Annotated in this window: 9 protein-coding genes; all 9 read right to left on the bottom strand. The window is 66.9% G+C overall.

Annotated features, from left to right (window positions below):
- Nucleotides 1–180 (bottom strand): PhoD-like phosphatase N-terminal domain-containing protein (locus BDIM_RS17980; RefSeq protein ID WP_428829099.1); only part of this gene is annotated, 180 nt, incomplete at its 3' end.
- 66 nt (nucleotides 181–246) lie between these two features.
- Nucleotides 247–2,490, bottom strand: a complete 2,244-nt coding sequence (locus BDIM_RS10715; protein WP_003165614.1) for a TonB-dependent receptor — start codon at nucleotides 2,488–2,490, stop codon at nucleotides 247–249.
- Nucleotides 2,491–2,517: 27 nt separating this feature from the next.
- Nucleotides 2,518–3,849 carry an omega-aminotransferase AptA gene (aptA, locus tag BDIM_RS10710; protein WP_003165613.1) on the bottom strand — a complete coding sequence of 444 codons (1,332 nt, stop codon included), beginning with the start codon at nucleotides 3,847–3,849 and terminating at the stop codon, nucleotides 2,518–2,520.
- A 133-nt stretch (nucleotides 3,850–3,982) separates the two neighbouring features.
- Complete coding sequence (locus BDIM_RS10705) at nucleotides 3,983–6,181, bottom strand: TonB-dependent receptor (protein WP_244911833.1); 2,199 nt, start codon at nucleotides 6,179–6,181, stop codon at nucleotides 3,983–3,985.
- A 278-nt stretch (nucleotides 6,182–6,459) separates the two neighbouring features.
- The gene (locus tag BDIM_RS10700) at nucleotides 6,460–7,026 is read right to left on the bottom strand and encodes a cupin domain-containing protein (protein ID WP_003165611.1); all 567 of its coding nucleotides are present in this window, start codon (nucleotides 7,024–7,026) and stop codon (nucleotides 6,460–6,462) included.
- A gap of 4 nt (nucleotides 7,027–7,030) precedes the next feature.
- Nucleotides 7,031–8,317 (bottom strand): acetylornithine deacetylase/succinyl-diaminopimelate desuccinylase family protein, encoded by a 1,287-nt coding sequence (locus tag BDIM_RS10695; RefSeq protein ID WP_003165610.1) that lies wholly within the window; start codon nucleotides 8,315–8,317, stop codon nucleotides 7,031–7,033.
- Between the two features lie 10 nt (nucleotides 8,318–8,327).
- Entirely contained in the window at nucleotides 8,328–9,419 is a 1,092-nt protein-coding gene (leuB, locus tag BDIM_RS10690) for a 3-isopropylmalate dehydrogenase (protein WP_112999926.1), read from the bottom strand.
- Nucleotides 9,420–9,423: 4 nt separating this feature from the next.
- Complete coding sequence (locus BDIM_RS10685; RefSeq protein ID WP_003165608.1) at nucleotides 9,424–10,188, bottom strand: glucose 1-dehydrogenase; 765 nt, start codon at nucleotides 10,186–10,188, stop codon at nucleotides 9,424–9,426.
- 14 nt (nucleotides 10,189–10,202) lie between these two features.
- Nucleotides 10,203–11,488 (bottom strand): aldehyde dehydrogenase family protein (locus BDIM_RS10680; protein ID WP_040345770.1); only part of this gene is annotated, 1,286 nt, incomplete at its 5' end.

Raw genomic sequence — 11,488 nt, 5'->3', positions numbered from 1 at the left:
ATCGGCCGCCAGTCGGGTCCAGATGACGAAGCCGTCCGGCGCGGGATCGCCGCTGGCAACGCCCAGCGGAAACAGATAGGCGCCGCCCGCCTGGGCGCGACCGAAACTCAGCACGGCGGGCGCGACGACCAGACCCGTCAGCAGGGTGCGGCGATCAAGGCGGGAAGCGGAGTAAGCCATCATACCATCAGGAAAAGGCGCAAGGCGGACCGGCCGGAACCGGCCCGCCTCACTCGGGAGGAAGCCTTAGAAGTCCATCGACAGGCGCACGCCGTAGGTGCGGCCCTGGCTGGGCGAGGTGGTCGGGCGCGCCGAGCCGTTGAAGCCGTTGCGGGTCTCTTCGTAGTAGGTGTTGAACATGTTCCGCACCCACAGGCCCGCGCGCCAGTTGGCGCCGGCCGGGCTGACGCTGAAGTTGGCGTTCCACAGCCAGTAGGCGTCGATGATCGATGAGGAGCTGACGGAATACAGCTCGTCCCGATAGTTGTAGTTGGTCTCGGCGCGCAGCTCCCACCCGGCCGCTTCCCAGTCATAGGCGACCGAGCCGCCGTAGTTCATCTTGGGGAAGGACAGGCGCTCGCCGGAGCGGTCGTTGGTGATGATGACGTCCCAGGGGCCATTGGGCGGGTTGGCGGCGACGGTCGCGGCGCTGTCGACCGCGAAGTATTCGTCGTACTTGCCCGTCTTGTAGCCGAGGTTTTGGGTGATGGTCAGGCCATTGATCGGAGCCCAGACCAGTTCCACTTCACCGCCCCAGATGTGTGACTTTGGCACATTGGTGATCTTGCCCAGGCGGCCTGCGGTGCGGTCGAACTCGATCCCCTGAACCTGCTGATCTTTGTAGTCGTAGTAGAACAGGGCGCCGTTCAGACGCAGGCGACGATCGAACAAGTCCGACTTGATCCCGGTCTCATAGGCGATGACGATTTCGGGCTTGAAGGGACGAGCTGCCTGGGAGTTCGGAGAGTTGTAGGTGGTGAAGCCGCCCGACTTCACGCCGCGCGCCACGCTGGCGTAGAACAGGGCATCGTCCGTGAGCGTGTACTCCAGTCCAGCCCGACCGGTGATTTCCTCCATCGTGGTGTCAAATGTCTCGGGCGGCGGCGGCAGGGCCGGGGCCGTGAAGGTGCCGCGGCTCGTCAGTTCCCGCTCTTCCTTTTCCCAGCGCAGGCCTAGGATCAGGTTCAGGCGGTCCGTGGCTTGATAGGAGTTGTGCGTGAACAGCCCGAAGGCGGTAACGCTCTGGTCGTAGGCCGTGTTGACTAGGCTGGACTGGTAGTTGGTCGAAGGGGAGCCCCGGAACTCGGTATAGAAGCCGCCGTCAATGCTCTCATCGGCATAGTGGGCGCCGACCATCCATTGCAGCGGGCCGTCGCTGGTCGAGCTGAGGCGAAACTCTTGAGCAAAAACATTGATGTCATTGTAAAAATAGACATCAGACTCTTGGAATCGCGTGCCGTCCCAGTCGTTGTATTCCTTCCGGGAGAAGGTCTGATAGGCGGTGATCGAGGACAGGTCCGCCCAGCCCAGATCCGCCTTGATGCGCGCGTTGATGTCGAAGCCGTCGTTGTCGCGGAACGGCTTCGCGTCGGTCGAGACGCCGGCCACATCGGCCAGACGTTGCGAAATGCCCCACCCGGTAATCCGCCAGGCCGTGTCTTTCGGGTAGGTGATGCTGCCGTCGGCGACCGTGTACGGCCCCAGCAGGCGGAAGCCGCGGCCGTCCGACTTGTCGATCGAATAGGTGGCGGCCAGGTCGACGGTGACGGCCTCGCTGGCGTCCCAGGTCAGGCGGCCGCGGATGGCGCTCTTGTCGAGGTCGCCCAGCTTTTCGCCGGTATCGCGGTGGTATTGCCAGGCGCCGCCCTGTTCGGTGACTGCGGCCAGGCGGCCCAGCAGGTTGGGCGCGATCTGGCCCGAGACATAGCCCTCGACCTTATAGCGGTCGAAAGTGCCGTATTCGGCGTTGAAGCCGGCCTGGAAGTCGACCGTGGGGGCGTTGGTGATGATGTTGACCGCGCCGCCGGTGGTATTGCGGCCGTACAGGGTGCCCTGCGGCCCGCGCAGGACCTCCATGCGGGCGATGTCGAACAGGGCGCCCTGCGTGGTCACCGTATAGGGGTGCGCCACCTCATCGACGTAGATGCCGACGGTCGAGGCGTTGTTCGACGAATATTCGCGCGCGCCGATGCCGCGGATGCGGAACTGGGGCTGGCCGCCGCCGAACTGGCTGTCGACCTCCATGTTGGGCACGGCGTTTTCCAGGTCATTGACGACCGAGATGCCTTTTTCATCCAGTTGCTCGCCGCCGATGACGCTGAGGGAGACGCCCACGTCCTGGCTGGCCTGCTCGCGACGCTGGGCGGTGACGATGATCTCGTCGACGCGCGTGGCCTGATCCCCCGATCGGGCGTCGCTCTGAGCGTTCGCGTTGGAGAAGGCGGCCAGGGTCAGCAGGCTGACCGACGACGCCAGTAGGTGTTTTCTCATTCTATTCCCCCTCCTCGACACCCCTGATCAGGGTGTTTTTTCTATGATCCCTGACAGGCGGCCGATCAGTTCGTCGATCTGTTCCCGGCTGATAATCAGCGGGGGCGACAGGGCGATGACATCCGCCGTCACCCGGATCAGCAGCCCTTCGTCGAACGCCTGGTGGAAGACCTCGGTCGCGCGGGCGCCGGGCGCGCCGGGACGCGGCTCCAGCTCGATTCCGGCAACCAGACCCAGATCGCGGATGTCGATGACGTGGCGCAGCCCCCTCAGACTGTGCACGGCGTCCTGCCAGTAGGGCGTCAGTTCAATCGCGCGCTGGAACAAGCCTTCGCTCTCATAGACATCGAGCGTCGCCAGACCGGCCGCCGCCGCCAGCGGGTGGCCGGAATAGGTGTAGCCGTGGAAGAACTCGATGCCCGGCCCGGCCGCGCGCTCGACCACCGCCTGATAGACGGCGCTGCTGACGCCCACGGCGCCCATCGGCACGGCGCCGTTGGTCAGCCCCTTGGCGCAGGTCATCAGGTCGGGCGTGACGCCCAGGGCCTCGGCCGCCGTCAGGGCGCCCAGGCGGCCGAAGCCGGTGATGACCTCGTCGAAGATCAGCAGGATGCCGTGCTGCGCCGTGATCTCGCGCAGGCGCTCCAGATAGCCGAGCGGCGGCACGATCACCCCGGCCGAGCCGGACATGGGCTCGACGATGACGGCGGCGATGGTCTCGGCGCCGTGGGTCTCGATCAGGGCCTCCAGCTCATCGGTCAGATGCAGGCCCCAGGCGGGCTGGCCGCGCGTGAAGGCGGCCTCGTCCAGGTTCAGTGTATGCGACATGTGGTCGACGCCGGGCAGGGTGGGGAATCCGCGCTTGTTGTTCTCCAGCCCGCCGACGGAAATGCCGCCGAAGCCGACGCCGTGATAGCCCTTCTGGCGGCCGATCAGGCGGGTGCGGTTCTCGAACCCCCTGGCCGATTGATAGGCGAGGGCGATCTTCAGCGCGGTGTCGACCGCCTCTGACCCCGAACCGGCGAAGAAGGCGTGGTTCAGGTCGCCGGGCAGCAGCATGCCCAGACGCGAGGCCAGCTCGAACGCCAGCGGGTGGCCCAGCTGGAAGGTCGGGGCGTAGTCCAGAATCTCGGCCTGACGCTGGATGGCCTCGACGATCGGCCGGCGGGCGTGACCGGCGTTGACGCACCACAGGCCGGCGGTGCCGTCCAGCACCGCCCGGCCGTCCGGCGTGAAGTAGTGCATGTCCCTGGCCGAGGCGAACAGGCGAGGCTGCGCCTTGAAGGCGCGGTTCGCCGTGAACGGCATCCAGAATGGATCAAGGTCGTTGGCGGCCTTGCCGGCGCTTGCAGCGGTCATGCGGTCATCCTCTGTCTTTCGCCAGTAGCGGACGAACCGCGACGAAAGGGAAGACTGTTACTTGTCAGGCGCAACATGCAGATAAAAAAGAATATTTTACCTGCATGCTCGATTTACTGAGCGGGGTGATCGATCAGTAGCGCAGGATCAGCCGCGCGCCGATGGTGCGCGGCGTTCCGGGTTGGGCGATGTCGGCGCTGGTGAAGAAGTTGCGGGTCAGGTCGTAGTCCTGATCGAACAGGTTTCGCGCCCAGAAGGCCACGGACCAGGCGGCGTCCTCGGGGCCGATAGTGACGCTGGCGTTGGCCAGCCAATAGGCCTCGACATCGTATTTGGCGCCCAGCCAGGACGGGTACTCGTCACGATAGCTGTAGTTGGCCTCGGCCGTGACCGCGAAGCCGCCGACCGTCCAGTCGTAGCTGACCGAGCCGCCGTACGACCAGGCGGGGAAGGGGATCTTTTGGCCTGACTTGTCGATGTAGACGGTGGCGCGGGGGATCTGCTGGCAGGCGCCGATGTCCAGGTCGACGAAGTCGGTGTACTCGCCCTTCTTGTAGCTGAGGTTCTGGCTGATCCGCAGGCCGGCGGCGGGGCGGAAGACGCCCTCCAGCTCCGCGCCGTAGATCTTGGAATCGGCGTTGGTGAAGCGGCCGACCGGGCCGTTGGCGCCGCAGACGGCCGACAGCACCTGCTGGCCGTTGTAGTCGTAGTAGTAGGCCGCGCCGTTGATCTGCACCGCACGCGACGGGTCAGCCTTGAAGCCCAGCTCATAGGCCCAGAGGATTTCCGGATCGAAGGGCTCGATGCCGCTGCTGTCGCCGGTGTTGTAGGTGGTGAAGCCGCCCGACTTGGCGCCCCGGCTGGCCGAACCGTAGATCAGGACGTTGTCGGCGGGCTTGAACTCCAGCGCCGCCTTGCCGGTCAAAGGCGTCATCTTGGTGTCGACGCTGGTCGGGGGCAGGGCGGTGGCGCCGCCGAAAGCCGAGCCGAAGCCTTCCAACTCGCGGGTTTCTTCTTCGTAGCGCAGGCCCAGGATGGCTTTCCACCGCTCGGAGAAGGCGTATTCGGCCTGACCGAACAGGCTCCACGACTCGACCTTCTGGTCATAGGTGACCTGGGCGTAGGTGTTGTAGATGTCGATGAAGTCCGAGAAGTAGCGCTCGTTGAGATCCTGTTTGGAATAGTAGAACCCGGCCACCCAGGTCAGGGGGCTGTCGTTGTCCGAGGCCAGGCGCAGTTCCTGCGACAGAACCTTCACGTCGCTGCCGAAGAAGGTGTCGGCCTCGACCGAGGCGCTGGAGTCCCAGTCGCCGTATTCGCTGCGGTCCAGGGTCTCATAGCTGGTGATGCTGGACAGGTTCATGCCCTTGAGCGCCAGATTGGCGTTCAGCGAGGCGCCCCAGGATGAGTTGTCCCGGCCCGGCTTGGCGTTCACATCACGGCCGATGGCGTCGGCGAAGCGTTGAGACAGACCCCAGCCGGTCTTGGAGCGGTCCTTGTCGGCGGGAATGACCGGGCCGGTCCCCAGGCGGGTGTGCAGGTCGCTGATCAGATACAGGCCCTGGTTCTCGGACTTGTCGACGCCGCCGTGGACGTCGAGCAGGGCCGTGAAGGTCTCATTGGGCGTCCATTCCAGCAGGGCGCGGGCGCCGGTGCGATCGGCGTCGCCCAGGCTTTCGCCCGTGTCGCGGTTGCGCTGCCAGGCGCCGCCCTGTTCGGTCGAGACGGCCAGACGGCCGCGCAGCATGTCGGTCAGCGGGCCGGAGACATAGCCCTCGCCCCGGAACAGGTTGTGGCTGCCCCATTCGGTCATCAGGCCGGCAGACAGTTCCTCGGTCGGGCGCTTGGTGACGAAGCTGATGGCGCCGCCGGTGGTGTTGCGGCCGTACAGGGTGCCCTGCGGGCCGCGTAGCACCTCGACCCGGTCGATGTCGAAGATCAGTCCCTGCGTCATGACCGGGACCGGATAGGCGACCTCGTTCACATAGACGCCGACCGTGGGCGAGTTGTTGGAGGCGTAGTCCTGAAAGCCGACGCCGCGCATGCGGAACTGGGCCGCGCCGCCGCCGAAGGCCGGTTCGACCTCCAGGTTGGGCGTGGCGTTCTGAAGCTGGTTGACGTTGGTGACGCCCTGCTGCGTCAGGCTTTCCCCGCTGAGGACGCTGAGGGCGATGCCCACGTCCTGGGCCGCCTGTTCACGGCGCTGGGCGGTGACGATGACCTCGTCGACCGCGGTGGCGGCCGGCTCGTCGGGCGCGCGCTGCGCGGCGACGGAGGTGGCGGACAGGGCGAACAAGGCCCCGGCGGAAACGCTGACCATCAGACGATTCATCGTCTTCCTCCCCATGAGGCCGTCGCGGTCTATGGCCGCGTTCAGCCGTCGCGGCCGGGACTGCCCGGTCGCCGAACTATCTCCGTAGTCGACGTCTTGTGCAATGCAGCACATTTGTGCGGCTGCTCTGTCGGCGACGGAAATCTCTCTTCCCTCGGCAATCAGTAGCTGCCTTGGGTCGATTTGGAGCAAGACTGTTTCTTTGGGTGCCTATCTTCCTGTCGCGTAAGGATAAAATAATCTAATGATCGGAATACTGATCGTTCGCAACGGCGCCGTTAGAAGGTCGGCGGCGTGCAGGCGCTGATGACCACGCAAGGCGCGTCGCCGATGTTGCGGAAGCGGTGCGGCAGGACGCTGGGAAACAGATAGCCTTCGCCCGCCTTCAGCACCCGCGACTGGCCGTCGACGGTGACTTCCAGACGGCCGGAGATGATCATGCCGCCTTCCTCTCCCTCGTGGGACAGCATGACCCGGCCGCTGTCCGAGCCGGGCTGATAGGTCTCGTGCAGGATCTGCAGACTGGAATCCTGACTGGACCCCAGCTGGCGGTAGGAGACTTCGCCGCGTGAAATGTCGGTCAGTTCGTCGTGGCGATAGAAGTATTTGGTCGGGGTCTCGAACTCCGAGCTGAAGAAGTCGCCCAGCGATATGCCCGCCGCGTCCAGCAGCCGTTTCAGCGAGCCGACGGAGGGGCTGGTGCGGCCGCTCTCGACCAGGCTGACGGTGCTGGACGGCACGCCGGCCTTGCGCGCCAGGGCGCGCTGCGACAGGCCCAGGCGATCCCGAAGGGCGCGCAGGCGCGGGCCGATGATGTTCTCTTCTTCCATGTCGCCACGCGCCATCCTGTCAGCTCCGCTTGCGGGTCAGCAGATCATAGGCCGCCCTAGCCATGACCTTGGCTGAGTTGGTCATGTCGTCGATGCCCACCCATTCGTCCGGTTGGTGCGCCAGATCCAGCACGCCGGGGCCGTAGGCGATGCAGTCCTTCAGCTTGCCGATACGGTCGATGTGCTTCTGGTCATAGGTGCCGGGCGAACAGACGAACTGGGCCTTCTTCCCCAGCACCGTCTCGATGGCGGCGGCGGTCGTGCTGGCCACGGGGCCGTCGCGGTCGGCCATGCTGGGCGCTACCTGGAACAGGTCGCGCATCTCGTAGCGGAAGCCGTGGCGCTGGGCCGCCAGCCCCTCGAGGATGGCCTTCACCTCGCCCTTTACGTCCTCCAGCGTCTCCTCGATCAGGAAACGGCGGTCGATGACCATACGGCTGGAATCGGCGACGCAGGGCGCGGGCAGGCCGTCGAAGCCCTCGGCCTGGCCGCCATGGATGGAGTTGATGTTCATGGTCGACTGACGGGCGCCCTCGGGCACCACCGGCATGTCGGAATGGCGGGCGGCCATGGCGGGGTAGAGCTTGCTCTCGAACTCTTCCATCACCGCGCCCATGTGGCGGATGGCGGAATCGCCCAGGAAGGGCATGGAGCCGTGGGCGATGCGGCCCTTGGTCTCGATCTCGGCCCACCAGACGCCGCGGTGACCGATGCAGACCCGGTCGACGTTCAGCGGCTCGGGGATGATGACGTGGTTGACGCGAGGCTCCGAGAACCAGCCGCGCTCGGCCAGATAGGCGACGCCGCCGTAGCCGCCGGACTCCTCGTCCACCGTGCCGGAGATCTCCAGCGCGCCGGGCAGCGGCAGGCCGGAATCGATCAAGGCCTCGACCGCGATGATGGAGGCGGCCAGCCCCCCCTTCATGTCGCAGGCGCCCCGGCCGTAGACGCGGCCGTCCTTCACCTCGCCGCCGAAGGGATCGACGGTCCAGCCGGCGCCGACCTCGACCACGTCGATGTGACTGTTGAAGTGAACGCAAGGCCCCGGCTCGGACCCTGTCCAGCGGGCGATGACGTTGGTGCGCGGGTATTGGTCGCTGTCGCCCGGCGAGCCTTCGCCGCGCACATATTCGACGGTGAAGCCGCGCTTCTTCAGCCGCTCGCCGATGTACTCGGCGCAGGGGCGATAGGCCTCGCCCGGCGGGTTGATGGTCGGGAAGCGGATCAGATCCTGGCTCAGGGCGACCAATTCGTCGGTGCGGCCGTCGATCAGGTCCATGACGGTCTGCAAGGTGGGGGCGCTCATCGGTGGAACCTCACTCGGCAGCCAAGGCGGCCAGAACCGCGTCGGTCATCTCAATGGTGGAAACGGCGGCGACGCCGGGGTGGGCGATATCCGGGGTGCGGACGCCGCTGGACACGACGTGCCGAACGGCGCGCTCAAGCCGGTCGGCCAGATCGGCGCGGTCGAACGACCAGCGCAGGCACAGGGCGAAGGACAAGATGGTCGCGATGGGATTGGCGACGCCCTGTCCCGCGATGTCGGGCGCCGAGCCGTGGATCGGCTCATACAGGCCCCGGCTACGCCCGCCTTGTCCAAGGCCGGATAGGGAGGCCGAGGGCAGCAGGCCCAGCGAGCCGGTCAGGGCCGCCGCCGCGTCCGACAGGATGTCGCCGAACAGGTTGTCGGTGACGATGACGTCGAACTGGGCCGGGCGTCGCACCAACTGCATGGCGCAGTTGTCGGCGTACATGTGGCTCAACTCCACGTCGGGATAGTCGGAGGCGACCTCGCTCGCGACGGCCCGCCACAGGGCGCCGGTTTCCATGACGTTGGCCTTGTCCACCGAGCAGACGCTGCGCTGGCGGGTGCGAGCCAGCTCGAAGGCTGTGCGGCAGACGCGGGCGATCTCGGCCTCGGTATAGGCCTGGGTGTCATAGGCGCGGCGCTGGCCGTCGGGGCCGACCTCATTGGCGCGGGGCAGGCTGAAATAGACGCCTGCCGTCGCTTCGCGCACGATCAGGATGTCGAGGCCCCGGATCAACTCGGGCTTCAGCGCCGAGGCGTCCAGCAGTTCGTCGAAACAGACGGCGGGGCGCAGGTTGGCGTAGAGGTCCAGCGCCTGACGCAGGCGCAGGATGCCCATCTCGGGGCGCTGGGCGCGGGGCAGGTGGTCCCACTTCGGCCCGCCGACCGCGCCGAACAGGACGGCGTCGGAGGCCAGCGCCTGCTGCACCACATCCTCGGCGATGGGCGCGCCCACGGCGTCGATGCTGGCGCCGCCCGCCAGCGCCTCGCTCAGTTCAATCCGCAGCCCTGCGTTCCGGGCCCAGTCGACGACGCGCAGGGTCTCGCGGATGATCTCCGGTCCGATGCCGTCGCCGGGCAGGACCAGAAGCTTGAACACGCGGTCAGATGCAGCGGCCACCGTCGACCTCCAGCGCCACGCCCGTGATCATCGAGGCGTCGTCCGAACAGAGGAAGGCGGCGGCGGCGCCCATGTCCTCGGGCGTCGAGAAGCGGCCGATGGGGATGGAGGCCAGGAACTTCGCCCGCACCTCGGGCGTGTCGGCGCCCATGAAGGTCTTCAACAGGGGGGTGTCGCCCGCCACCGGGTTCAGCGCGTTCACCCGCACCTGGAAGGGCGCCAGTTCGACGGCCATGGCCCGCGTCGCCGTGATGACCCAGCCCTTTGAGGCGTTGTACCAGGTCAGGTTCGGGCGGGGGCTGACCCCGCCGGTCGAGGCGATGTTCAGAATGGCGCCGGACCCTTGCGCCTTCATCGCGGGGACGAAGGCCTTCGACATTAGATAGATGGAGCGCATGTTGACGGCGGCGATGCGGTCGAAGGCTTCGTCCGACAGTTCGTCCAGCGGTTGGGGCGTGTGGCCGACGCCCGCGTTGTTGACCACGATGTCGACACCGCCCAGCAGGCGGTTGGCGGTCTCGGCCAGAGCGACGACGTCAGCGGCGCTGGACACGTCGACCTTTACGCCCAGATCGGCGTCGCCCAGTTCAGCGGCCAGGGCGCGAGCGGCGTCCCCGTTCAGGTCGGCGACGATGACGCGGGCGCCTTCCTCGGCGAAGCGGCGCGCGATTCCGGCGCCGAAGCCGGAGGCTCCGCCCGTGACGATCGCTCGCTTGCCCTCCAGCCGCTTCGATCTGTTCCCCTCCAAGACGCTACTCCCTGCTATCCGTGATGAGCCGCGACGGTCTTCAGGGTGGTGAAGGCGTAGAGCGCCTCGAACCCCTTCTCGCGACCGTGGCCCGATTTTCCGACGCCGCCGAAGGGCAGTTCCACCCCGCCTGCCGCGCCGTAGTTGTTGATGAAGACCTGTCCGGCGCGCAGCCGCTTCGCCAGCCGCATCTGCCGCCCGCCGTCGGCGGTCCAGACGCCCGCGACGAGGCCGTAATCGGTGCCGTTGGCGATGGCGACGGCGTCCTCCTCGGTGTCGAAGGGGATGACGACGACGGCGGGGCCGAAGATTTCCTGCTGCGCCAGCGGGTGGTCGGGCGCGACATTGGCGAACAGGGTGGGTGCGACATAGGCGCCGCCGGACGGCAGGTCGGCCAGGGTCGCCTGCGCCATGATCAGGCCGTCGGCGCGGCCCTTTTCGATGAAGCTGTCGACCATGGCCTGCTGCTTCTTCGACACCAGCGGGCCGACATCGCGGTCGTCCATTGCGGGGCCGACGGTCAGGGCGGCGAAGCGTTCGGCCATGCGGCGCACGACCTCGTCATAGACGCCGCGCTGGACCAGGACGCGCGATCCGGCTGAGCAGGTCTGGCCTGCGTTCTGGACGCCCGCGTTGACGAGGAAGGGCAGGGCCTTGTCCAGATCAGCGTCGTCGAAGACCAACTGGGGCGACTTGCCGCCCAGCTCCAGCGTCACCGGAACGGCGTTGAGCGCCGCCGCCTGCTGGATGGCCACGCCCACCCCGGTCGAGCCGGTGAAGGACAGGTGGTTGATCCCCGGATGCGCCGCCAGCGCCGCGCCCGCTTCGGCGCCCGTGCCGGTCACGACGTTCAAGACGCCTGCGGGCAGGCCGCAATCGGCGGCGATATGGGCGAAGGCGAGAGCGGTCAGCGAGGCTTGCTCGGCGGGCTTCAACACCACGGCGTTGCCGACGCACAGGGCCGCCACGATAGAGCGGCCGATGATCTGCATCGGATAGTTCCACGGGATGATGTGGCCCGTCACACCGTGCGGCTCGCGCAGGGTGTAGACGGTGTAGCCGTCCTGGAAGGGGATGGTCTCGCCGTGCAGCTTGTCCGCCGCGCCCGCGTAAAATTCGAGGTAGCGGGCTAGGGCGATCACGTCGTTGCGGGCCTGCTTCAGCGGCTTGCCGACGTCCAGCGTCTCAAGTTCGGCCAGAAGGTCAATGCGGGCTTCGACCTCGCGGCCCATGCGGGCCAGGATGCGGCCGCGCTCGACGGCGGTGGTTCGGCCCCAGTCGCCCTCGAAGGCGGCGCGTG

Origin of the sequence: Brevundimonas diminuta ATCC 11568 (assembly GCF_000204035.1) — a bacterium.
Classification (GTDB): Bacteria; Pseudomonadota; Alphaproteobacteria; order Caulobacterales; family Caulobacteraceae; genus Brevundimonas; species Brevundimonas diminuta.
This window is presented reverse-complemented; position numbering and strand designations above follow the sequence as displayed.

Bases quoted from the DNA above. Each gene is read 5' to 3' on its own strand.
- BDIM_RS10705 (WP_244911833.1), bottom strand. From the start codon at position 6,181: ATGAATCGTCTGATGGTCAGCGTTTCCGCCGGGGCCTTGTTCGCCCTG.
- BDIM_RS10695 (WP_003165610.1), bottom strand. From the start codon at position 8,317: ATGAGCGCCCCCACCTTGCAGACCGTCATGGACCTGATCGACGGCCGC.
- BDIM_RS10715 (WP_003165614.1), bottom strand. From the start codon at position 2,490: ATGAGAAAACACCTACTGGCGTCGTCGGTCAGCCTGCTGACCCTGGCC.
- BDIM_RS10700 (WP_003165611.1), bottom strand. From the start codon at position 7,026: ATGGCGCGTGGCGACATGGAAGAAGAGAACATCATCGGCCCGCGCCTG.
- aptA (WP_003165613.1), bottom strand. From the start codon at position 3,849: ATGACCGCTGCAAGCGCCGGCAAGGCCGCCAACGACCTTGATCCATTC.